Consider the following 21,057-nt stretch of genomic DNA (forward strand, 5'->3'; position numbering starts at 1 on the left):
CTCACGGCTGAGAATTTCGCCCACATGTGAACTGGCAATCGGGTTAGAGTGGAGCGGTGAACTAGCATCGCATCAGGAGAGCAAAGCCGCACGTCATGGCGAAGATACCGTCGTTGAAAAGCATTCAGGCCTTCGAAGCAGCCTGTCGGCATCTGAGTTTCAAGGATGCCGCCGATGAATTATGCGTCACTCCGACTGCCATTTCCCATCAGATCAAATCGCTGGAGGATCAACTTGGGGTGCCCCTGTTTCACCGGCTGACCCGCGCCTTGAAACTGACGGAGGATGGGGCCAATTATGCGCCTCACATCATTGAGGCCTTCAAGAACATCGAAGCCGCTTCTCTCGCGCTGGAAGAAGACGACCTTGCGGGCACATTGACAATCTCAACAACCGGGTCTTTTGCCGCCAACTGGCTTAGCCCGCGGCTGCGAGGCTTTTACGAGAAATACCCGGAGATTTCGGTAAGGGTTCTGTCCAGCGATCAACTGGTGGACTTCCAATCCGGCGACGTGGATGTGGCCATTCGGTATGGCTTTGGCGATTATCCTGACAGCAATGTGGCATGGGTCTTGAATGACTGGGTAGCCCCTGTCTGCAGCGTGGAAAAGGCGAAGTCACTGAGCTCCCCCGAAGATCTTCTGAAGTCTCGTCTGATCGAATACCAATGGAGCGGGTTCTCCGATGCGGATCCGAGTTGGGAACGCTGGATGGACGCGGCTGGCTTGCAGACTGGTGATGTCGAGCCCTATGTCACCTATTCCGAGGAACACATCTGCTTGCTGACGGCAAGCGATGGTCATGGTTTGGCCCTGGTCAGCCTTTTGGCCGCCGCGCGTTTTCTGGAACGTAATATGCTGGTTGCCCCCTTTGACACGGCATTGAAGAACAAGAGCTATTTTCTCGTCTGCCCTGAAACATACGCCAATCGTGCTCGCGTTCGTGTGTTCCGGGAATGGCTGTTGGACCAAGCAGATGAGTTTCGCGACAGTGCCGTTGGTCAAAGGTTTTTTTGAAGATTAGCGCGTCCGCAACGATCTAATCTGCCGCTTGAATTTTTGTCATTTCTAAACTGCCGAGAAGCATTTGTTTCTGAACCCCTAATCAGGAGTTCTTGCGCATGCAAAGTTTTGACCCTTCCCAATAGGGACGCGGATGTACTTGCGACGGCGTCTGATCCGGAGAAGAATTTTTTGGCGATTAGAGATGGCTGAGGTCAGTTCACTCTATTCAGAATTCTCTTCATTTGTACCTTTGCGTCTCTGGCTTCACCTTTGAATGGTTCATTGCAAACAGACTAGGTGACAAGATGACCACAATCCTGAGAATTGACGCCAGCGTGCGCCGCACCGATAACCCTGTTGCGGCCTATAACTCCATTTCCCGCGCTTTGGCGGACAGTTTCGTGGAAGAATGGAAAACGGTTGATCCGGACGTCGAAATTATTGTGCGTGACGTCGGAATGACCCCGCCGGACTTCATTTCCAACGACTGGATCGCGTCCGTCTTTACACCGGATGAAGAACGCACTTCTGAACAGAACGCTTTGGTCAGCTTGTCTGATACGCTGATTGACGAGCTCGACCGCTCCGACATCCTTCTGATTTCGACGCCCATGTACAACTATGGCATGCCCGCAGCCCTTAAGGCTTGGTTTGATCAGATCATCCGGATCAACAAGACATTTACGTTTGATTTGGCGCGCGGCGACTTCCCTCTGGAACCGATCATGTCCGGAAAAACACTGGTGCTGCTGACATCGGCTGGCGAATTCGGCTTTGAGAACGGTGGGATTCGCAATGACTCTGGCCACCTTTCTGCGCATATCAGCACACTGCGCAAGTACCTGGGCGCAGAACGCATGTTCGAAGCTGCGGCCGAGTATCAGGAATTCGCCGATGAGCGTCACAAAGCTTCGGTTGCCTCAGCTCAGGCCCAGGCACGTCATATTGCGCGTGAGCTAGCCTAGTCGCGGGCCAGTTTATGGAAAGTAGAACCTGACGAAATGAACAGGTTCTACATTTCCAATTGATCACAGCTCAAGGTGCGTGAAGCAGGTGGATATGTCCTGCGCCCTTACTTGAGTGGTTCAAGTCGCTAAAAATACGAAACGGCAGCAAATGTAGTCGTAAACCTTCATTTCGGATTGGCAGACAGTTTGAACCAATCTCTTGAAACAACATCTCCGCCTTCGAACTCCAAGTTCGAAGGCGGAGATTGCTATGCTGCATTTTTTAACGTCAGATTTGTTCACGTTTCGCCAATTTAGTCTGCGTGTATTTTGCTTTCGCAGCGAATGTCCGGAAAGCTGGCTGCAATCGCAGCATCGGACGCCGTCGCTAAAGGTCGGCTCTGGACCGCACAGCCATCCATCAGACGTTGAGCTAGCAATATTATTGCACGGTCGCAGGGCTCCACTTCGGGCTGATAAACCTAGTGCCTGCAGAGTGTTTTGCTTGCAAAGGCCGCGTTGGCACGGCCTTTGATTTAGAAGCTTAGTAGGTTTTGCGATCGATAGCGCTTGTTTCAATCATACTTTGAGGCCACACATCGCCACAGTCGCCTGGAATATCTCAGGCGACCTGTTCTTTGACTGGACCGGGCTTGGCACTTCCCAGAGCGATAAGGGACGCTCCGGCAAAGACAAAGTTGATGCCAAGCATCACGCCGATGAAACCAAGCGAAGCGCCGGTAGTGAATCCGCTGAAGACCAGAATGGCCAGCAGAACGGACATGGCTCCGGATGCGACTAGCAATCCCCATCTGGGTTGAGATCGCATCTGAAAGCCCATGACGATGCGGGCGGTACCCTCGACAAGGAAAACCGCGCCCAACAAGACAGTCAGGGCGATGACACCAGCAAACGGGTTGATCAGAAAGACCAGCCCGCCCATCAGGTAGACAACGCCGATGGCAAGGAGCCAAACAATGCCCTTCCACTCTTTCTCGCGGAAAGACTGAACCAATGTCGCGATACCGCCGACAAGAAAGGCGCAGCCTAGCAGAACCTCGACCGAGAGCGACGCAACAAGCGGGAATGCAAATGCGCCGATCCCGGTAAGGACCATAATCACGCCAAGAACCGCAAACCATTTGTTGCCGCGCTGAGCTTCGATGGAAGAAGTCATGTGAGTTCTCCTTTTTTCGAACGTGCTGAACATCAGCTCTTGTATTTGAATTCAGGGATCTTGGTCAGCTCTTCCGCGCTGGCCTTGGGCAGAACGACAATGTTGTCCTTGCTGCCGGGTTCGAACATGTCGGCAGGCACGGCGACCCATTTGGATCCAAGGCCAAGGAACCCGCCAACCTCGACGATCGCCAAGCTCAGCTCACCATTGGGTGCCAGGATCAGATCGTGGACATAGCCTATACTCTTGTCCTGATCGTTGTGGACATTGGCGCCGATCAGTTTGTTGGCGCTGTAGCCTTCGGTCACCACCTTGGCGACGTTGACTTCAACACCAAGAACGGTCTCGCCCACGGTCTGGGCCGAGGCGAAGGTCGCGCCCGTCAGGATGAGGGCGCTGGCAGCGATGGTTTTGATAGTCGTTTTCATCTGAAAGTTCCTTTTTTGTTGAGATCGGGGGTCCGCTATTGGGCGGCTTAGGTATCGGACACCTGTTCCAGGTGCGCGCGATATGCTTTGACTGCAGCTTGCAGGGCCTCGTAGTGGCGCTCGGCCTTTTCCTTGGCTTCTCGGACTGCGTCTTCGCCTTCGGTTTTGGCGCGGTCGGCGATGTTGTCCATGTCTTCTTTGGCCTGGCTCCAGTCTTCTTTCAGCTTCTCTACCTGCGCAGCAGACCAGTCATCGGCGCGATCTCCGGCATCCTTTACCTTTTGCTCAAGCTCACTGAGTTCAGCGCCGATATCGTCGATATAGACCTTGGCCTTTTCGACGAACTTCGAAGTTTCAGTTGTTGTCGTTTCCATGGGTTTTTGCCTCGATTTGAGTTGATCAGTTTCGATGAACCCAATTTACGCTTTCAGGGTTGCATGCATGAGTGAGTCACTGTGAATCGAAAGGGATTCACATGTGCGCCACTTGGTTGCCGCGGTGGATTTGACGTAAGGAAAGGCGCAGGAGTATCCTCGGTCACACCCGCCATCCCAAGCCGACTGTGCGCCTGCGCAAAAGTAAAATCGGGACAGTTTGACCAGGAAAGCCCGACGTTTTCTCAGGGGAGTAAAACCATGACTGCCATCGCATCGGCTCCGATGAATACGGGCGTTGTTCAGCAGCAGCTGGACCGGATTCTGGCTAGTAGCCAGTTTGTTGAAACAACCCGTCTGCGCCGGTTTCTGAAATATCTCGTTGACCAGACCCTGGCCGGAAATGACGACGCACTAAAGGGCTATTCAATCGGCCTGGATGTTTTTGACAAACCCGATGATTTTGATCCGACCATCGATACCATTGTACGCGTTCAGGCCAGCAAGCTCAGAAGCAGGCTGGACCTGTATTATGCGACCGAAGGCTCGGACGACCCGTTGCGTATCCTTGTGCCCAAGGGGTCATATGTTCCGGTCTTTCAGGTCGCCTTTGACCCCGATACAGAGACTGCAAGCCCGGAGACCAGAGACACCGCTCAGTCACGTTACAGCATTGCGGTCATGCCCTTTGATAACCTGAGCGGCAGTCCGGATCAGGAGTTTCTGGCGGACGGTTTCACCGAAGAGATCCTGAACGCTTTGTCTCGGTTCCGGGAATTCCGCGTCGCAGCCCGGCACTCAACCTTCCGCTACAAGAACACTAAAGGCGATCTGCGCGAAATCGGCAGCGAACTGGGCGTGCGCTATGTTCTCGAAGGCAGTGTTCGCCGCTGGAAAGATCAGGTGCGCATCACATCGCAACTGATCGACGCACAGACCGGCGCACATATGCTGAGCGAAACCTACGACGATGATATGAGCGCCCAGAGCCTGTTTGACATTCAGGAGACCATCGCGTCGCAGATTGCTGCGGAGATCGCCGAACCGCATGGAGTGATCCACAAGACCGGCGCAGCCCACCGCAAGGCCGCGACCGACAATCTGGACGCCTACGAAGCAAGGCTGTTGGCCAGTGAGTACTGGCGCGATCCGTGCAACGAAACGCACAGCAAGACGGTCAGGCATCTTGAGCGAGCGGTTGGTCTTGACCCGAATTATTCCGGCGCCTGGGCGATGCTCTCGATCTTATACGGGGACGAAGTCCGGTTTGGGTTTTTCCGCGATAACGCGCGCCCGCCGCTGGACCGCGCATTGGAGGCTGCGAAGCGGGCAGTCGAAACTGACCCCAAAGATGCTGCGGGTCACCACGCGCTTTTTATGACGCATTTCAATCGCAACGAGCTGTCCGCATTCCAAGCTGCAGCTGATCGTGCCTTGGCGCTCAACCCTAATTACCCAGATATGATGGCCGATTATGGTGCGTGCATCGGGTTTTCAGGCCAGTACGAACAGGGCTTGGAATACCTGGGTAAAGCCATGGAGCTTAGTCCCGACCCTCCGGGCTGGTACAAGTTCGACATTGCAATCATCCGCTACCTGATGGCGGAATACCAAACTGCTCTGGCGACCATAGAGGGCGCCCGGCTTGGGGCGTCATTTTGGGGTGATCTGGCCCGCGCGATGCTGAACGCGCAAGTCGGCAACGCGGATGAGGCAAAACAGTGCGCAGATCGCGTTCTGGACCGAATGCCCAACTTCCCGCATATCGCACGGGATGCGATGAGTATCTGGAACATGAAGCCAACTGATCTCGAACATCTGTTCGATGGATGGCGGAAAGCAGGGATCAAATTCCCGGACTGAATGCCGGGGAAACCGTGACTCACTCATACAATGCCAAAACGCAGGGCATGATGTCGGCAACCTGATCATGAATGGAGCCGCACATGCCGACCAAATCCCCTGCAATCGTCGAACGCGAGGCTGAAACGCGCGCCTTCATGCTGTCGTCCATCGCGATTTCGACAAGCGTGTTCAGCATCGCCTTTTTCTACGGCGTGTTTGGGACCGTGTTCTTTGAACATCTGTTCTATGTCTGGGTGGCCTCGACCGTGGCTATGGTGGCCAGCCTCTTTGTGCCACCGGTCGATGGATTGCCCGCGCTGGTGTCCTGGCGGGGCAGGTTCGTCTTGCTGCTGCCATCCGCGTTGATGGTCTGGCTGTTTCTCAGCGAGAACCCGTCGCTGGACATCGCCAACACCGGCTGGTTCGAATGGGGCCTCACCATTGTGGTGATCGGCTTGTCACTGCCTTACTTGCTGCTTGTGCTGATCATGGTGGCGATCCCTGATATCGACCAGTTGAAACAGCCCAGACTCAGAACCGCGATCCTCTGCATCTGTCTTTCGACGGTTGCGGCCGGATACCTGATCGGCACGCACCATTTTCGGTTCATCACCTGCCACGACTTTGAAATTTCGGGCAACTACATGCCCGAGAATTGCCTTGGTGACCCGCGATGATCCGCCAGGGCGTGTCGCCATATCCACCGAACGCGGCAAGGCAGAGTTCTCACGGCGCAACACTGTACACCCCCCGGGCTTAACGGTGAGTCACTCCTGAAGCTCCATATTTTAAAGCAAAATCGGGCTCAGGAACAAACCTTTTCCACCTCCCCACGGCTCCCGCGCGCGCCGCTCATTCCCGGGCATGTGTCGCGCGGGGGTTGTCAGACCCCGAGGAGAACACATGCAGTCGCTTGCGATCACCGGCCCTGACCGGACCCAGAAGAACACTTTGCTTTCCGCTACGCTTTTGATGGGGCTGATCCTGATGTCGGTCTTCGCGCTGATGGTCGGAAAGTCCCTGCTTGTCCCCTTTGCCATGGCGGTGTTGTTGTGGTTCATCATCAATGCCCTTGCCCGCCGCCTGTCGCGACTTGCCGGGAACAGCGGTGAACCCGGTCTGGGCGCGCTGATCGCTTCCATTCTGATCGTTATCGCAATCTGTATCGCGGTAGCCGAGGTTGTTGCGGCAAATGTAGCAGCAATGGTCGAGCGCGCGCCCAGCTATCTGGCCAACATTGACGCGCTGACCGGGAAGCTTTCGGGGCTGATCGGCCTCAAGGCGTTTGCTGAGCTTACAGCCGCAATTGACGCCTTTGATTTTGATGCGGTTTTGTTCTCCCTCGCCAACGGGGCCGCCGGGATTGCGGGTAGCATCGGAACCGTCGTGCTCTATATCGCGTTTCTGCTGGCCGAGCAGCAATTCATCGGCAAGAAACTTCGCGCGATAGCAGGCGATGATGCGCGCTACACGAAGATCAGCGCGATCATGGCCGAGACCGGACAGCGTGTTAGGACCTATCTGTTCACCAAAAGCCTGACCAGCGCAGCCATGGCCGGTATGGTCTGGATCACGCTGGTGATCGCCGGCGTCGACTTTGCCGGATTTTGGGCCTTTCTTGTCTTTGTCCTGAACTTCATTCCTGTGGTCGGCGGCATCGTCAGCGGTTTATTCCCGGCGGCAATGGCTCTGGTTCAGTTTCCGACGCTGGCGCCTTTCCTGATCGTTGTTGCGGGTGTTGGCCTGTCCCACCTGATCATCGGCAACATTGTCGAGCCGCGCTTTGTGGGCAGTTCGGTCAACCTCAGCCCGCTGGTGGTCATCCTGGCGCTGTCGATCTGGGGATTCATCTGGGGCGTCGCGGGCATGTTCCTCTGCGTCCCGATCACTGTGATCGGAATGATCATTTTTTCCGAGTTCCAATCCACGCAACCCATCGCCATCGCTCTGTCTGAAAACGGCGAAATCACCTGAACCCCGAACCCGAGAAGGAGACTGAGATGTCCAAACAACCCACCACGGCCAAAGTCGAAGAACTGGCACAGGAAGCCGCGAGCATCCCGCCCGGTGACAGCACATCCCCGACCGAAGACATGACTGCGATTGTGGCCCGCATCGCTAGGGAAAATGACGCGCTGAAAGAAGAAATGAACGCGATGAAAGCCCGCGTCTACAAGACCGTGAAAATGGGCCGTGATGAACTCAAGGCTGAAATCGCCCACCATCCGATGCAATCCGTTGCCACCGCCTTTGCGCTCGGTTTCATCGCGTCGCTGGTCGTGCGGCGTTAACGCGAAAGGTTCGGCACATGGTTAATTCATCCACTTTCCGCCGCCTGAGCCTGTTGGGGCGCATCAAGTCGATGCGCCTGAGGATCGCGGCGCAACACGGGGCCAAGCAGGCCGCCATCGTCGCTTTTGGCCTGTTGCTTGCGCTGGGTGGCATCGGGCTTCTGATGTTCTGCCTGTTCACCTTGCTTGCCGCCGAATTCGGCATCATAGCAGGTGCCCTTTTGTCCGGGCTCCTGCTGCTGTTGCTGGCGGGGTTCGCCATGATCACCGCGTCCCGGCTGAAACCCCCGGCAGAAGCGCAGATGCTGGACAGTATCGAACAAACAATCGTCGGCGAAATCTCGGCGGATCTTGCCGGTCTGGAAAACGGTCTCAAGCGACTGGAAACCGGAACCTCAGCCTTGTTCAAGGGCGACTATCTGAGAGCGCTGGCCAGTTTTGCAGGCTCGATCAGGTAGCAGACCAATGTTTTGGAAAACGATTGCAATCACTTTTCTGGCGGTTCTTATGGCAGCGCTGCCCGCCATAGTTTCAGCGCAGGCCGTGGAAACCAGGAAACCGACTTCGGCCGTCTCGGACCCCTTTGGCCGGACATCGCCTCGTGGAACCGTCGATGGATATCTGCGGGCGATGCGCGAGGCCGACCCGGCCAAAGCGGCACAGTTTCTGGATGTGCGTGAGTTGTCAGAGGCTGAGGGCACACGCCGCGCCATGCAGCTCAAGCGGTTGCTTGACGATGGCGGGTACTTCTTCTTCACCGACGAAATTTCGTCCAGTCCGGGCGGGAACCTCAGCGACGAAATGAGCGCGGATCTGGAACAGGTCGGGGCGCTGAGGCATGGGTATCGCGAAGTCCCGATCATCCTGCAACGCGTCACCGGTGGCGAGGGGAATTACATCTGGCTCTTTTCGCGAGCAACGATCGACGGACTTCCGGCGCTGCACAAAATGTCAGATCAAAGCCTCATCGACCGGGTGCTTCCGCGAGATCTGAAGTCATTCAAGGTGCTGACCGTCCCGATTGGACACTGGTTGGCCATTGGCCTCGTCGCGCTGATCGCCCTGACGGCGGGATTCATTCTGGCGCGCCTGGTTTTGGGTGGTGTCGACTGGCTTGCGTCCTCCAGAATGAGAGAGGGGGACTCTCTGGATGTCCGCCCGATTGCGATGCCATTTGGAGTGGTACTTGGGTTTCTGCTGTACCGCGAAGCGGTTATCGTGCTGGGAGTTCAGGTTGTCGCCCGTGGCGCAACCGACTGGATCGCGGTCACCGTGCTCTGGCTCGCTGTTGCGGTGCTTTGTCTCAAGCTCGTCGATGTGATTGCGGATCATTTGCAATCGGCGCTGGAGCCGGACGAACAACGGAGCTCTTTGGCGGCACTGATCCTGCTGCGCAAGGTCGTCAAGGCGATTATCCTTGCCGTGCTCGTCGTTCAGGTCCTGGAAATCCTGGGCTTTGATGTCACGACCGCCATTGCAGCCCTTGGTATCGGAGGTCTGGCGCTGGCACTCGGCGCGCAGAAAACCGTTGAAAACCTTGTCGGCTCAGTCAACGTGGTAGCCGACCGCCCCGTCGAGGTCGGCGATTTCTGCAAATTCGGTGATGTCTCTGGCACAGTCGAGGACATCGGTATTCGTTCGACACAGATCCGAACATCGGCGCGGACGATTGTAACGGTCCCCAATGGCGTCTTCGCATCGATGCAGATCGAAAACTACTCGGTCAGAGATCGCTTTTTGTTCAACACTGTGTTGTCACTCCGGTGCGATACGTCAAGCAGCCAAGTGAAAAACATCATCGACGACATCCGTCAAAAGTTGGATCAATCCGATGACGTCACGGATGGCGCACGCGTCAACCTCGCTGAATTGACCCGCTCTTCACTGGACATCGAGATCTTCTGTTATGTGCAGGCGCCGGATTTCGTGACTTTTTCGAATATACGAGAGGCATTGATTTACTTCCTGCTTGAGACCGTCTCTCGATCCGGATCCGTTTTTGCCTTCCCGCCCCAGCGTATTCAGTCCGTGTCCAATGGGGGCAGTCAGTAAATCTGACTAGCATTCAACCCTGCAGCGCGAGACGTGCTTCCGAATGGCAGGGCTGTTGGGCACTCTTTGTGTTCGCGCCATCTATTTGCAACTGCGGCGAATGGCGGGTCTGGGGAAGCTGCACGGCGGTATCTGTGACTGTGATGAATGTCTCTTATGGGCCGAGTAGTTCACAGAAGAAGGGGTAGGGACCCATACTGCGGGGCTTCCGAGGTCTGCTAGTTGCCCTTGAGCACTTCACCAATCAAATGGTTCATAACCTCTTTGTAGACGTTCGGATCGCCACCATAGGTGATCTCAAGGGCAGCGCGATCAAACGCGGCCGACAACAGATTGGTCAAAGCATCGACCTGATTTGATGAATGTTCAGGAAGAGCTCGCGAAAGCCCTTCACGAAGTTCTTCTGTTCCATTGGCTCGAGTCAACGCGACAGCAGCGCTATGCCCTAATACCGCTGGTGCCTCTTCCATCAGGAGGCGCACCCGACCTGGAACCAACATCGCTTCAAAAAAGGCATTCGATCCTGTCACCATGGCCTGTTCGGGATCGGCAACATTGCGCGTTTCCTGGTCAATATGGTGTGAGATTGCTTTGGCCTCCTCTTCTGCGACCGTGCGGAAGAGGTCAGCCTTGTCCTTGAAATGATGATACAGCGCGCCGCGAGTTACGCTGGCCTTGCTCACGATGTCTGGAGTTGCAGTATCGGCAAACCCCGAATCCACAAACAGTTCACGGGCAGCCTCTACGAGTTTGGCACGCGTTTTGGCGCGTCGGTCTGCCTGGCTGCGTCGGGCGGGTTTTTCTGGGGGCAAATTTAACGGCTCCGAATATCACCACAAGCATCTTACATACATCTTGCATGTATTTGCAAATCGATGATACATACACAATGCATGTAAGTTAGGGAGATCAAAAATGCGTGTCACTCAATATTACCCAGTCATTCAGTCTAAAACGGTTTCTGAGACGGCAGAGTTCTACAAACGTCACTTTGGCTTCCGCGCAGCGTTCGAGGCGGATTGGTATGTGCATCTACAAAGTGAAGCGGATCCGTCGGTCAATCTAGCGGTCGTCCAGTTCGACCACGAGACGATCCCAGAGGCTTCCCGCGGTGCGTCTAAGGGTATGATCCTCAACTTTGAAGTCGACGATGTCGACAAGGTGGACGAACGACTTAAGTCGGAAGGAGTTCCGGTTGCAAAGTCACTTGTGAGCGAACCGTTTGGCCAACGCCACGCGATTTATCGTGATCCGAACGGGGTACTGATTGATGTTATCACTCAGATCCCACCCTCGGAGGAATTCCTGTCGCAATATGCAGCCGACGCGGTACCGTCGTGATTCAGGGTGTCTCAAGAACCTTCTGATTGATGATTGCGCGGCCGACCTGTGTCGCGCAATCTACGCCAATATTGGTGCATTTGATATTGTTGGCCATACCTTTGATCCTGAATACGCGAAAGGCAGAGCGTGCGGAGATTTAGACTGTTTAACCTGACGCGATACCAATCTCTGTTCAATGCTTGGTAAATTCCATCAATTCACGTTTTCCGACTTAAATGCGAGATAGGGCCCTAAATCCGGCTGTTCATGCGTGAAAACCATTGTCCATTTCATGTTGTGATGGGCCACGTAAATGTCTGCATGGAATGAAGTGAAGTCGGGATACCGATCGGAGGTACACGAGTAAGCCCAGTCATTGTTCTCGTCGAAAACTACGTAAGGGGCTGGCCATTGCTTCTGATACCCAATCAAAGCATCTGAACCTGTGATGGCAGATTGAAGCCCGTAAGTAAAACCGTGCCATCGAAAACCGTTGTGAATCCAGGTGCCCGTGTCTTTCTTTACTCTCAATGCATATGTCGCCAGCCAGTCGGTTTTTACCTGCTCACTCTCGACGGGAGAGAGTGGCACAAAGTCGACTGATTGAGATATGAGGAAATGCTCAATCTGGGTTTTCTTCGGGATCATCCCCATCTAGCCTTGAACCAAGAATTTGTGGAGCGGGCAGATTAGCGAAATTCTAGTCCGCATGAAACTAGTCCGACAATGATCAAGGTCTGCATTGGGTCGTCCCCATCCCTAAGCGGAGGACTTTTCTCGCCTATGCTGCAGTCGTTCCGAGGTGGGTTTAGAGCCCGACCTGCTCATTCGACATAGCGCAGCAAAGGTCGGCTTTTTCATGGCTTGGCCATAAATGCGGCTCGGATCGCGGCCTTCATAGCGTCCTGAGGCCCTTGTACTTTCGGCTTGCTGGATGCCATCACCAGCTTGGAGGCGGGCGTGTTTCCGAGGTCCAATGCATCGTTCACCACCGATAGACCGCCGTGCAGCGAGGAGCGACCGAGCAGACCCACTGCGATCCCGGCTTCTACTGCTGCAATCACACCAGAGACGCTTTGGCTGGAGTAGACAACGCGATATGGCTGTCCACGGGCTTGTAATGAAATGACCGCCGCGTCGCGCCACCAGCACGCATGATCGAACAAGGCCACTGGAAGGCTTTCATCGGCCCGAAAGTGCCGGTGCGCCGACGACACCCAACATGTCGGGTCTTCATAAACAACCTCCTCGTGGCTGGACGGGCTTTCGACCTCATAGACCGCAAGGTCCAGCGACCCCTTATCGAGGGCTTCTGGAAGACTTGTACTCAAGGCGCAGGTGACATCCAGTTCGACTTTCGGATGTTGACGGGCAAAGGTCGCAATGATCGCCGCAAGTCTGGCGCGCCCGTGATCGTCGGGTATGCCCAAACGCAGTTTGCCGCTTACTGTGTTCTGTGAAATCTCTCGTAATGCCGCGTCGAGACGTGCCGTCACCTCCTGCGCGACTGGAAATAGCTTTCGTCCCGTGTCGCTCAGGACCACCCCGCGACCATGCCTGTCAAAGACCGGCTGACCCAGGATCGCTTCGAGGCGCTTGATTTGAAGACTCGTTGCTGACTGCGACCGGTGGATGCGGCCGGCACCGTCTGTGACGCTGCCGGCATCGGCCACGGCGACGAAGGTTCGCAATAGATCGCTATCCAGGTTTTCCATTTGTTTTTTCAATATCGGAAATTGAAACTATGCGTTTCACAGATGCTTTGTGTTGCACTATTTTTCAAGGTCAAAGGAGTATCTGATGTCAAATCAGACAGCTGCCCACCAACCATCTAACCGGAAACCCCTGGTGTGGGGCGTGTCTTTGCTGCTGCTGGCAGGCGTCTGTCTTGCCTGGCCGGAACACGCCGCAAACGCAGTAAAGTTTGTCCTATGGGGCCTGATTGTTGTGGCCCCCATCGTCATTCCGGGCATCGTGCTTGCAGCCTGGATCATCGCAAGCGGCGCGGATGCCCACATCGCTGGTGCCTTCGAGGGCAGGACGCTGAGAGCGGTTTTGGCTGCATCGCTCATCGGAGCCATCACGCCGGTATGCGGTGTGACAGTGCTGCCATTGATGGCCGGGCTGTTGGCGGCGGGTGTGCCACTTGCGCCGATCATGGCATTCTGGCTGTCCTCCCCTATAACGGACCCGGCGATGCTTGCGACAACAGCTGCGAAACTGGGTCTGAGCTTTGCTATCGGCAAGACGCTTGCGGCCTTCGGATTGGGCGTGTTCGGGGGCGCGATCACCGGTCTGTTCGCCAAGACGCCCTGGGCCATGAATGCGCTTCGGGACAATGGCCTGGCGCGCCAGCTAAGTGCTGCAAGATGCGGCGAAGATCAGCCCTTTGATCCTTGGGTCTGGCGGTCTGAGGCGCGAATTCAATCTTTCGGCAAACAGGTCTGGGCAACCACTCGGCTTATCCTGATTTGCCTGATCCCGGCATTTGCCGCGGAGTATGCCTTGAATGCGGCCCTTACACCGGGCGTATTGGCAGCATATGTTGGCGAAGACAAATGGTGGGCCATACCCGCCGCTGTCTTCGTCGGTGCCCCGGCCTATATCGACGGTTACGCTGCGCTCCCGCTGACAAGAGGGTTGATCGACAACGGCATGTCCGAAGGCGCAGCGATGGCGTTCCTCGTTTCGGGCGGCGCGGTAAGTATCTGGGGTGCTATGGCCATCGCACCGGTGCTCAAATTGCAACCGTTCATGCTCTATCTGCTGCTTGCAGTTCTGGGGTCGCTTGGCGCGGGGTATGTCTTTGGGTGGATCGTCTGAGATTCAGCGCAGGCAGATGATGGGCATTTGCTGACGGCTGCTATGCCGGCAGCAATTGTCGCATCTTTCCTCTTCGGACTAAGGGCGGTTCGGGCCGTTGTTGCGGAGCAGTTCGCTCAGGCCCAGGCGGATGCCGTGCTGCATCTGAAGTTCGCCTTGAGCCCAACTTGCAAATTGGTCATGGGAAAGCGAACGTCTTGTTCCGAGGCTTGCCATTCTTCGAAGCCTGTGGATTGCTAAAATCTCAAGAGTTTATGGAGAAAACAGAATGATCGACCCCGCCGTACTGCTGACGTATTCTTTGATCGTTCTTGGCATTGTATTCATTCCAGGACCCGCGACTCTCTTGACGGTTGCGCGAGCCACAACGTCTGGAACGAAAGTCGGTATTGCCACGGGTGCTGGTATCACAGCAGGCGACTTCCTTCACACGATCATGGCAGTAGTAGGTATCTCTGCCGTCATTGCAGCTTCTGCAACACTATTCACCATAGTGAAATACATTGGGGCGGCGTATCTCGTTTACCTTGGATTGAAGGCGATATTTGAGAAGTCTTCGGTTGATCTTGGCCAGGGCCGCGTCCCAATCACGGCACCTCGAGCTTTCAGGCAGGCGATCCTCGCCGAAGTACTGAACCCAAAGACCGCGCTGTTTTTCCTTGCTTTTCTGCCTCAGTTCGTCGCGCCAGAGAGAGGTCTTGTGGTCGCGCAACTTACCATTCTTGGGATCGTATTCGCGCTGATCGGCTTCTTGAGTACTATCTTCTATTCCGTTACAGCAGGTGGCCTGGGTAACTTCCTTCGCCGCAATCCGACTGTCCTCAGGTGGCAGGGCAAGGTTGTTGGTAGCATCTACTGCGCATTGGGCGTTCGGCTTGCGCTACAGGAGAGATAAGCGACCTATGCGCTAATGCAGCAGATTCAGTTCGACCACCCTTCGCGCGCCTTCCGGCTGAATTCTTTAAGAGCGCGTGCCTTACGGTTCCTGCACAGTGGTCAATGGGCGCTCGGACGCGCTGTCATTGACTTTGCTCTCTTGGGTGCATTACGTCTTAAAACATGATGAAATCAGTCTTCGCATCGCAGGACTATTATCCTCAGCTTTCATAGCTGCGGGCAATTCATCATTTGTTTTCCGCTGCCCCTGACAGCGGTCAACAGACAATCGACCTCGTGCCGGGCGGCAAATTCAAAGGTCGAGAAATGAACAACAATAAAAGCCAATCTACCTCGCTGGGCATCGTGGGCTTTGGTGCATTCGGACAACTGGCTGCGCTTCATCTCGGTCCGCATTTTGAGATATTGGTTTACGATCCATCCCCGGGCGTCACCAAAGCCGCAAAGCAACTCGGAGTGACGCTCACATCCTTACACGTGGTCTCGCAATCCGACGTGGTCCTTATTGCGGCACCAGTGTCCTCATTCGAACAGGTTGTCGGCGAGATCGCTGGAGCATGCAAACCCGGCGCGCTGATTGTCGATGTTGGCTCAGTCAAAGTCGTTCCCTCTGAAATCATGCGGCGACTGCTACCAAACCATGTAGACATCGTCGCTACTCACCCCTTGTTCGGTCCTCAGAGTGCAACGACAGGTATTAAGGGTCTAAAGATTGCGGTCTGCCCCATTCAGGGAATACGATACACAAGGCTGGCTGCGTTTTTACGCAAAGCGCTCGGTCTGACGGTCATCTTGACGACACCGGAAGATCACGACCAGGAAGCTGCCGTTGTCCAAGGCCTCACGCACCTCATCGCCAAAGTGCTACTTGGGTTGGGACCGCTGCCGACGCGCATGACAACAAAAAGTTTTGACTTGTTAACCGAGGCTATTTCTATGGTTCAGTACGATGCGCCAGCAGTCTTCGAAGCGATTGAGAAGGCCAATCCTTACGCCGAGACTGTGCGACGACGGTTTTTTGACTTGGCCTCAAGTTTGAGTGACGAACTGGAAACAGCATCGAGGCAACATCCACACAACAAAACCAAACAGTTGATGGAGTAGTATCCATGGGCAGCTACGTCCCATATCAGGGACTTGAACTCTGTTTGCGTTTTGCGCCTGCAGCGAATGGCAGAAATGCGGGCTGCGATGGCAGAAACTCGAAAGTGAGGTGAAGGGCAGCTTTGGGCCGTCCTTGACAGCCCCTCCCATGGGGTGATCCTGGGATGCTGCGCCACCTCCGATGGCCGCGATGAACCCCTCTTTGACAATTGCTGCGCGTCGCGCAAAGGTCCGCAAGTTCGGACTACGGAGAGACATGTAGAAAAGATGATTGTTCAAGCATGCCTAAATGGAGCCCGGTCGGTGGACTACCACCCGTCTCTGCCATTGACGACCGACGCGATGATCGCCGATGCTGAAGCATGCATTTTTTCTGGAGCTGCAGAACTGCATATCCACCCTCGCGACCCGGATAGAAATGAAAGTCTTACCCATGTGGATGAGCTCATGCGTGGCATCCGAAGCGCCTGCCCAGGCACGCTGGTTGGTGTATCAACAGGTTCATGGATCGCAAATGACATTGCTCTGACAAGGCAGCAGATCCAAACGTGGTCTGACCTGCCGGACTATGCATCGGTCAACTTGTCTGAGACGGATGCGCCGGAAATCTTCTCGATACTTGAAGCGAAAGGCGTTGGTATCGAAGCAGGCATCGCTTCAGTTCGAGACGCGAAGCGTTTCGTGTCGCTGCCGCAACGTGACAGGGTCTTCCGCGTCCTATTTGAAATTGAAGAGCAGGACATTGAACTGGCTGAAGCGACGCTAAACGGTATTGAAGCCGTCTTGAACGAAGCCGGGGTACAGCGCCCCACACTGCTGCATGGATTTGACTCAACAGTTTGGCATTTCGTTCGCAAAGCGCGGATCAGTCGATGGTCTACGCGCATTGGCCTTGAGGATGGATGCCTGCTCGAAGATCAGTCCATGGCCACATCGAATGCCGATTTGGTTGCAGCCGCGGCAGCAATTTTTCAACGCTAAAGAAGCCCTTCTCGCAGACCTACTAGCAAACGGGGCGAGTTCACACTTCGTCCCCGCCTTCCCAGTCTATTTCGTGTGTAGCGAACGTCGATCCATCAACTCGAGTTATCCACAACCATCAAGCCAAACATCGCTGTTGTCTTCTGCACGACAGTCGCCCGCCACTAGTCTCGCGATCCTCTCGCTTCGGTTTAGAAGGTCCTCATCTACTTCAGTGAGGCGAAATCTGCCAGGGGCAATTAGTACTGCCAACAGCCGATGAAATTCTTGGTCAGAGAGCTCATCAGGTGTTCGGTTGTATACGCTTTCGCTGGCGAAAAAGAACCCTGTCATCCAGCCATCAGGTCCTCGTCCCATTTCTACGGTATCGAGCCAAAGCGCCAGAATCTGATCCTTACTCAGCTGGTTTTCTAAACCGAAGGCAAAGCCTGTTTGCCTTATTTTACCTATACCGGGTCGAAACTCATCAAAACCCAGCCGCTTAGCAAGTGATTGTGAAACTGTGGTCAGTCCGGCGCCTCGCGTGGAAAAATCTACCCCGTTATGCTCATAGTAATTTGGATCCTGAACTAAGATAAGTTGCCGAAGACGCTCTTGTCCTAGTTCGGCTGGCCCTCGGCGACCGGCGATCAGGCTGTCTGCGCGCACCGCGTAAACATCGGACTCTCGAACCGCGTCCCAAAACCCTACCGCGCCGTACACAAAAGAGGCGGCAGTAGTCGATACGATCAGTAGTGTGGATGTCTTTATCAAGCGTTTCATCGCGTACCTCCCTGTGGAAATCGAGTGGCAGTGTTCAAAATCCGCTCAAATTAGGCCTTACTCCCGGGACCACCAGAGATATCATAAGGGCATACCACGCCAAGAGATTGATTGAGCTTTTTCCAAGTCGCAGTTTCGAAGCTTCCTGGCCATGCCACTCCCCTTTTCATAGCGAGTTTGCGAGCGCGGGGCAGGTACGCTCTTGCATAGGCGAGGTGTGTTGTAATCATCGCCTCCCGCTCTGCTACGGGCGCAGGTAAGGCCGTGACTAACGCCTGCTGCTCATCTGTCAGGAGGCGGTTCAAGTGAAGCGCTCCGCCTCGATCCGGCGCGGCCGTTTCTTCGACCAACAATTCGATGAGTTTGGTGCGCAGGTGGAAGATGCCCGCGACACCGTTGATGTATTCTTCGCGGCCCGCCGCAAGATGCAGAAGCCCCAGTATGCGAATGAATTCCTCAATCTGACGGAACTGGCGCGCCGGTGAAACCTGCGGCTGTGGTTGCTCTTTCGGCAACTGGTCGTAAAGACCATCGTGGTCGAAAAGAGGGTGAAGGCTCGCCTGATTGTGTGCTGCGAGCTGTTCGCGCTTTAGGATGATCACATCCGTGCGTGTCCAGTCTGCGGTAATGGCGTTGATGAGCGCAGGGCGAACGTTTCGATCCCACCACATCACGATTTCGCCGGTGCGCGCGACAGCGGCCTTCCATGCTGCGGCGACGTCGTCGGTTGGACCGTTTTCCGACACCAGAACGAAGTCGATGTCGCTAAAGGCATCTGCCCGTCCATTGCCGAAACTGCCGCTCAGGAAAAGACCGCGAACGGTGGAAAGATCGCGTAATTCGTTGCTGATCGTCTCTATGACTTGCTCTGACTTCATGAGCTTTTCCTTTCAAAGACATATGGGTTCGCACTTTGGCGGCGTGAAAAAGCCGTTGAGGCGTGCTGTAACTTGAGCGGTATGGCGGTTTCTATCGCTTGATGGACCAGACCATCGCGGTCTCGTAGCCAGAAGCTTCCAGCAACTCGATCTTGGACGTCCATCCCGCCGGACAGACGACAAAGGCGGTGCCCATACCTCGGTTGGCGAACGCCGCCTCGGCCGCGCGCAACAGTGCATGGGAGCCTTCGCTCCCTCGATCAAGTGCCGCCGGGTTGGCCAACTCAGGATGGTAGTAGTCATCAATCACACCCGTCCCCGTTATGTCGTGGGCAGGAGGAAAGTGCAGCCGTGAGGCAGGCTGTGCGATGATGTAGCCCTGCAAATCTTCTGACGCGCCCAGAACCATCATGTCCCGATCCCGAAGTGTCAGGCTCCGCGTCATCCAGGCCGAAAAACGTGGATCAGCGTCAGGATGAATTTCCCAGAAAGGGTCGATGTCAAAGAGAACCTGCCGGTTCTCGGCACTGCGTTCAACGATACCTGGAATATCGTCTTCCGTCGCTTGCCGAACTCTGACCGGCATTCCCTGATCGCCAAGGTCACTGCGCGACAGATAAAGTGTCAGGGGCTCATAACCGCTTGCCTCAAACGCGGTTCGCCAAGCTTCGCCCGCCACGTAGGATGCCAGTTTGATCCGGGCACCGGCTTCCCGAAGGGCGTCCTCGGCTGCGGCCAACAGGCCCTCTACAGTGCCGCTTGGCGCATCGGTTGCCACAAAAGAGTCGGGCAGGATCAGTCCCGGTTCACCGAACGGGCCTGCATAGATTGGGGGGACCGGCAGCAGCATCGCATGAATGACACCCGTGATCTGACCACCATCGTCCGCGACATGCCAAAACTGTCGAAATGGCTGTTGCTCGGCCGTCAACGCAAATGTAAGCGCCTTTTCGATTTGCGCGGGCGCGTCATCCGCCATCTTCCAGAGGATGGTATCCTTTGCATGGCGTTCCTGCGCATCCAACATAAGGAGCTCGACCAGGCACGGCATGTCATCGGGTATTGCTGGACGGATAGTCTGCGTCATCTCTTGGTCTCTTGTAGCTATTGCTGAATGCTGCTTGCCTGCTTGTATCTGCCACTTACAGCAATTTGACAAAGCAGGATAATTCAACCAGCGTTTAGAAAAACTATCGTCTTTGAGGTATCGAATGAAGAACGTGAACCTGAACGCGCTCCGGGTATTCTCCGTCGTCGCATCGCACGGGAACCTACAGCGTGCAGCTGAGGAGCTGAACCTATCGCGTGGCGCTGTCTCCCAGCGGATCAAGCAGCTCGAAATCGAGCTGGGGGTTGTTCTTCTCGTGCGTGGCGCACGCGGTGTCTCGCTGACTCCGGAAGGTGAGCGCTGTCATGCGGCGATGGAAGACGCTTTGGCGATCCTCGACACTGCCTTTGTGAGCATCGGCGAGGACAGTGATCGCATCACGCTGCACCTTGGTTCTTCCACCGCAACGAAGTGGTTGATGCCCCGGATGGACGCTTTCGCAGCCAAGTTTCCGAACGTTTCCCTGACCACACAGGTCCACGAGCAGATTCTGGCGCGCAGTCTGGGCCGGAACGAAATCGCGATCTGGCCGGGCAAAGAGCGTGACGTGAATCCGGCCCACGGATCGCACTGCTTGGCCGATATCCGCTTGGTTGCCGTATGTAGTCCTGATTTCCTGCGACCGGATTGGCCAATGGGGCTGGAGACGTTGCTGACGCTGCCGCTCCTTCAGGATGCGCACCGGCGTTGGGAAAAGCTGATCAAGGAAACCGGGTATGGAGACACGCACAAACTGCTTAACTTCGACCGATCCGCCTTGGCGCTCGACGCTGCCATCGGTGGTCACGGCGTTGCTATCGCACCGACATACATGGTGGAGAATGATCTACAAACAAAGAAACTTGTGGAGATCTGGGTCAATCCCGACCCGTCTGATGATGGGCTCTATGTCTCATGGTCAAAGGACCATTTGGGACAGGCGCGCATAAGGCGGATCGTTGACTGGATTGCTTCAGAATTTGGGTGAAGCAGACCTTCGGTTCGGGAAGGCGAACAGAAGCAAAGTCCCGCACAGTTCCAGTTCTACACTTGCCGGTTCTCGCTGTCGCAGCGAATGGCCGGT

At 55.3% G+C, this 21,057-nt stretch carries 23 protein-coding genes; 14 read left to right on the top strand and 9 right to left on the bottom strand.

Annotated elements, in window-relative coordinates:
- The first annotated feature begins 95 nt into the window (after positions 1-95).
- Together gcvA and ACR0JX_RS16200 are read left to right on the top strand one after the other, a co-directional pair.
- Complete coding sequence (gene gcvA / locus ACR0JX_RS16195; protein ID WP_480544824.1) at positions 96-1,016, top strand: transcriptional regulator GcvA; 921 nt, start codon at positions 96-98, stop codon at positions 1,014-1,016.
- Positions 1,017-1,309: 293 nt separating this feature from the next.
- On the top strand, positions 1,310-1,969 hold the full coding sequence (locus tag ACR0JX_RS16200; RefSeq protein WP_480544825.1) for an FMN-dependent NADH-azoreductase: 660 nt from the start codon (positions 1,310-1,312) through the stop codon (positions 1,967-1,969).
- A gap of 604 nt (positions 1,970-2,573) precedes the next feature.
- On the opposite strand, the gene ACR0JX_RS16205 is transcribed toward ACR0JX_RS16200, so the two are convergent.
- Genes ACR0JX_RS16205 through ACR0JX_RS16215 form a run of 3 tightly spaced genes read right to left on the bottom strand, consistent with a single transcriptional unit; the run spans position 2,574 to position 3,930 of the window.
- Positions 2,574-3,128 carry an HdeD family acid-resistance protein gene (locus ACR0JX_RS16205; protein ID WP_480544826.1) on the bottom strand — a complete coding sequence of 185 codons (555 nt, stop codon included), beginning with the start codon at positions 3,126-3,128 and terminating at the stop codon, positions 2,574-2,576.
- 32 nt (positions 3,129-3,160) lie between these two features.
- Positions 3,161-3,556, bottom strand: coding sequence for a PRC-barrel domain-containing protein (locus ACR0JX_RS16210; protein WP_480544827.1), 396 nt, complete (start codon positions 3,554-3,556; stop codon positions 3,161-3,163).
- 47 nt (positions 3,557-3,603) lie between these two features.
- A complete protein-coding gene (locus ACR0JX_RS16215) occupies positions 3,604-3,930 on the bottom strand; it encodes a hypothetical protein (protein ID WP_480544828.1) in 327 nt (108 codons plus the stop codon).
- Positions 3,931-4,191: 261 nt separating this feature from the next.
- Between ACR0JX_RS16215 and ACR0JX_RS16220 the strand changes: the two genes are divergently transcribed.
- The 6 genes from ACR0JX_RS16220 to ACR0JX_RS16245 all read left to right on the top strand — a co-directional run bounded on the left by ACR0JX_RS16220 (position 4,192) and on the right by ACR0JX_RS16245 (position 10,118).
- On the top strand, positions 4,192-5,793 hold the full coding sequence (locus ACR0JX_RS16220; protein WP_480544829.1) for a tetratricopeptide repeat protein: 1,602 nt from the start codon (positions 4,192-4,194) through the stop codon (positions 5,791-5,793).
- Positions 5,794-5,876: 83 nt separating this feature from the next.
- A complete protein-coding gene (locus ACR0JX_RS16225) occupies positions 5,877-6,452 on the top strand; it encodes a hypothetical protein (RefSeq protein WP_480544830.1) in 576 nt (191 codons plus the stop codon).
- 226 nt (positions 6,453-6,678) lie between these two features.
- The gene (locus tag ACR0JX_RS16230; RefSeq protein ID WP_480544831.1) at positions 6,679-7,749 is read left to right on the top strand and encodes an AI-2E family transporter; all 1,071 of its coding nucleotides are present in this window, start codon (positions 6,679-6,681) and stop codon (positions 7,747-7,749) included.
- A 26-nt stretch (positions 7,750-7,775) separates the two neighbouring features.
- Positions 7,776-8,066, top strand: a complete 291-nt coding sequence (locus ACR0JX_RS16235; protein WP_480544832.1) for a hypothetical protein — start codon at positions 7,776-7,778, stop codon at positions 8,064-8,066.
- A 17-nt stretch (positions 8,067-8,083) separates the two neighbouring features.
- Positions 8,084-8,524: a hypothetical protein gene (locus ACR0JX_RS16240; RefSeq protein WP_480544833.1), complete on the top strand. Its 441-nt coding sequence runs from the start codon at positions 8,084-8,086 to the stop codon at positions 8,522-8,524.
- A gap of 7 nt (positions 8,525-8,531) precedes the next feature.
- The gene (locus tag ACR0JX_RS16245; RefSeq protein ID WP_480544834.1) at positions 8,532-10,118 is read left to right on the top strand and encodes a mechanosensitive ion channel family protein; all 1,587 of its coding nucleotides are present in this window, start codon (positions 8,532-8,534) and stop codon (positions 10,116-10,118) included.
- A gap of 218 nt (positions 10,119-10,336) precedes the next feature.
- Here ACR0JX_RS16245 and ACR0JX_RS16250 read toward each other — a convergent pair whose 3' ends face one another.
- Positions 10,337-10,930, bottom strand: a complete 594-nt coding sequence (locus ACR0JX_RS16250; RefSeq protein ID WP_480544835.1) for a TetR/AcrR family transcriptional regulator — start codon at positions 10,928-10,930, stop codon at positions 10,337-10,339.
- A 103-nt stretch (positions 10,931-11,033) separates the two neighbouring features.
- Here ACR0JX_RS16250 and ACR0JX_RS16255 point away from each other — a divergent pair, with 103 nt between their 5' ends.
- The gene (locus tag ACR0JX_RS16255; RefSeq protein WP_480544836.1) at positions 11,034-11,459 is read left to right on the top strand and encodes a VOC family protein; all 426 of its coding nucleotides are present in this window, start codon (positions 11,034-11,036) and stop codon (positions 11,457-11,459) included.
- Positions 11,460-11,654: 195 nt separating this feature from the next.
- Here ACR0JX_RS16255 and ACR0JX_RS16260 read toward each other — a convergent pair whose 3' ends face one another.
- Positions 11,655-12,089 carry a DUF4275 family protein gene (locus ACR0JX_RS16260; RefSeq protein WP_480544837.1) on the bottom strand — a complete coding sequence of 145 codons (435 nt, stop codon included), beginning with the start codon at positions 12,087-12,089 and terminating at the stop codon, positions 11,655-11,657.
- Between the two features lie 209 nt (positions 12,090-12,298).
- The gene (locus ACR0JX_RS16265) at positions 12,299-13,156 is read right to left on the bottom strand and encodes a LysR substrate-binding domain-containing protein (RefSeq protein ID WP_480544838.1); all 858 of its coding nucleotides are present in this window, start codon (positions 13,154-13,156) and stop codon (positions 12,299-12,301) included.
- Positions 13,157-13,241: 85 nt separating this feature from the next.
- Between ACR0JX_RS16265 and ACR0JX_RS16270 the strand changes: the two genes are divergently transcribed.
- The 4 genes from ACR0JX_RS16270 (at position 13,242) to ACR0JX_RS16285 (ending at position 17,246) form a co-directional block, all read left to right on the top strand.
- On the top strand, positions 13,242-14,264 hold the full coding sequence (locus ACR0JX_RS16270) for a permease (RefSeq protein WP_480544839.1): 1,023 nt from the start codon (positions 13,242-13,244) through the stop codon (positions 14,262-14,264).
- Between the two features lie 268 nt (positions 14,265-14,532).
- Positions 14,533-15,159, top strand: a complete 627-nt coding sequence (locus ACR0JX_RS16275; RefSeq protein ID WP_480544840.1) for a LysE family translocator — start codon at positions 14,533-14,535, stop codon at positions 15,157-15,159.
- 233 nt (positions 15,160-15,392) lie between these two features.
- Entirely contained in the window at positions 15,393-16,265 is an 873-nt protein-coding gene (locus tag ACR0JX_RS16280; protein WP_480544841.1) for a prephenate dehydrogenase/arogenate dehydrogenase family protein, read from the top strand.
- 267 nt (positions 16,266-16,532) lie between these two features.
- On the top strand, positions 16,533-17,246 hold the full coding sequence (locus tag ACR0JX_RS16285) for a 3-keto-5-aminohexanoate cleavage protein (RefSeq protein WP_480544842.1): 714 nt from the start codon (positions 16,533-16,535) through the stop codon (positions 17,244-17,246).
- A gap of 105 nt (positions 17,247-17,351) precedes the next feature.
- On the opposite strand, the gene ACR0JX_RS16290 is transcribed toward ACR0JX_RS16285, so the two are convergent.
- The 3 genes from ACR0JX_RS16290 to ACR0JX_RS16300 all read right to left on the bottom strand — a co-directional run bounded on the left by ACR0JX_RS16290 (position 17,352) and on the right by ACR0JX_RS16300 (position 19,973).
- Positions 17,352-18,008, bottom strand: coding sequence for a transglycosylase domain-containing protein (locus ACR0JX_RS16290; protein ID WP_480544843.1), 657 nt, complete (start codon positions 18,006-18,008; stop codon positions 17,352-17,354).
- 50 nt (positions 18,009-18,058) lie between these two features.
- Positions 18,059-18,886, bottom strand: coding sequence for a nucleotidyltransferase domain-containing protein (locus tag ACR0JX_RS16295; RefSeq protein ID WP_480544844.1), 828 nt, complete (start codon positions 18,884-18,886; stop codon positions 18,059-18,061).
- Between the two features lie 91 nt (positions 18,887-18,977).
- A complete protein-coding gene (locus ACR0JX_RS16300; protein ID WP_480544845.1) occupies positions 18,978-19,973 on the bottom strand; it encodes a GNAT family N-acetyltransferase in 996 nt (331 codons plus the stop codon).
- A 124-nt stretch (positions 19,974-20,097) separates the two neighbouring features.
- Between ACR0JX_RS16300 and ACR0JX_RS16305 the strand changes: the two genes are divergently transcribed.
- Positions 20,098-20,961 (top strand): LysR family transcriptional regulator, encoded by an 864-nt coding sequence (locus ACR0JX_RS16305; RefSeq protein ID WP_480544846.1) that lies wholly within the window; start codon positions 20,098-20,100, stop codon positions 20,959-20,961.
- Positions 20,962-21,057: the final 96 nt, after the last annotated feature.

This window comes from Ruegeria sp. AH7 (assembly GCF_056541325.1).

Excerpts from the sequence above, each read along its gene's own strand:
- gcvA (WP_480544824.1), top strand. The coding sequence starts at position 96 with ATGGCGAAGATACCGTCGTTGAAAAGCATTCAGGCCTTCGAAGCAGCC.
- ACR0JX_RS16245 (WP_480544834.1), top strand. The coding sequence starts at position 8,532 with ATGTTTTGGAAAACGATTGCAATCACTTTTCTGGCGGTTCTTATGGCA.
- ACR0JX_RS16265 (WP_480544838.1), bottom strand. The coding sequence starts at position 13,156 with ATGGAAAACCTGGATAGCGATCTATTGCGAACCTTCGTCGCCGTGGCC.
- ACR0JX_RS16210 (WP_480544827.1), bottom strand. The coding sequence starts at position 3,556 with ATGAAAACGACTATCAAAACCATCGCTGCCAGCGCCCTCATCCTGACG.
- ACR0JX_RS16220 (WP_480544829.1), top strand. The coding sequence starts at position 4,192 with ATGACTGCCATCGCATCGGCTCCGATGAATACGGGCGTTGTTCAGCAG.
- ACR0JX_RS16295 (WP_480544844.1), bottom strand. The coding sequence starts at position 18,886 with ATGAAGTCAGAGCAAGTCATAGAGACGATCAGCAACGAATTACGCGAT.
- ACR0JX_RS16300 (WP_480544845.1), bottom strand. The coding sequence starts at position 19,973 with ATGACGCAGACTATCCGTCCAGCAATACCCGATGACATGCCGTGCCTG.
- ACR0JX_RS16240 (WP_480544833.1), top strand. The coding sequence starts at position 8,084 with ATGGTTAATTCATCCACTTTCCGCCGCCTGAGCCTGTTGGGGCGCATC.
- ACR0JX_RS16205 (WP_480544826.1), bottom strand. The coding sequence starts at position 3,128 with ATGACTTCTTCCATCGAAGCTCAGCGCGGCAACAAATGGTTTGCGGTT.
- ACR0JX_RS16260 (WP_480544837.1), bottom strand. The coding sequence starts at position 12,089 with ATGATCCCGAAGAAAACCCAGATTGAGCATTTCCTCATATCTCAATCA.
- ACR0JX_RS16275 (WP_480544840.1), top strand. The coding sequence starts at position 14,533 with ATGATCGACCCCGCCGTACTGCTGACGTATTCTTTGATCGTTCTTGGC.
- ACR0JX_RS16230 (WP_480544831.1), top strand. The coding sequence starts at position 6,679 with ATGCAGTCGCTTGCGATCACCGGCCCTGACCGGACCCAGAAGAACACT.
- ACR0JX_RS16200 (WP_480544825.1), top strand. The coding sequence starts at position 1,310 with ATGACCACAATCCTGAGAATTGACGCCAGCGTGCGCCGCACCGATAAC.
- ACR0JX_RS16305 (WP_480544846.1), top strand. The coding sequence starts at position 20,098 with ATGAAGAACGTGAACCTGAACGCGCTCCGGGTATTCTCCGTCGTCGCA.
- ACR0JX_RS16255 (WP_480544836.1), top strand. The coding sequence starts at position 11,034 with ATGCGTGTCACTCAATATTACCCAGTCATTCAGTCTAAAACGGTTTCT.
- ACR0JX_RS16270 (WP_480544839.1), top strand. The coding sequence starts at position 13,242 with ATGTCAAATCAGACAGCTGCCCACCAACCATCTAACCGGAAACCCCTG.
- ACR0JX_RS16235 (WP_480544832.1), top strand. The coding sequence starts at position 7,776 with ATGTCCAAACAACCCACCACGGCCAAAGTCGAAGAACTGGCACAGGAA.
- ACR0JX_RS16225 (WP_480544830.1), top strand. The coding sequence starts at position 5,877 with ATGCCGACCAAATCCCCTGCAATCGTCGAACGCGAGGCTGAAACGCGC.
- ACR0JX_RS16285 (WP_480544842.1), top strand. The coding sequence starts at position 16,533 with ATGATTGTTCAAGCATGCCTAAATGGAGCCCGGTCGGTGGACTACCAC.
- ACR0JX_RS16215 (WP_480544828.1), bottom strand. The coding sequence starts at position 3,930 with ATGGAAACGACAACAACTGAAACTTCGAAGTTCGTCGAAAAGGCCAAG.
- ACR0JX_RS16290 (WP_480544843.1), bottom strand. The coding sequence starts at position 18,008 with ATGAAACGCTTGATAAAGACATCCACACTACTGATCGTATCGACTACT.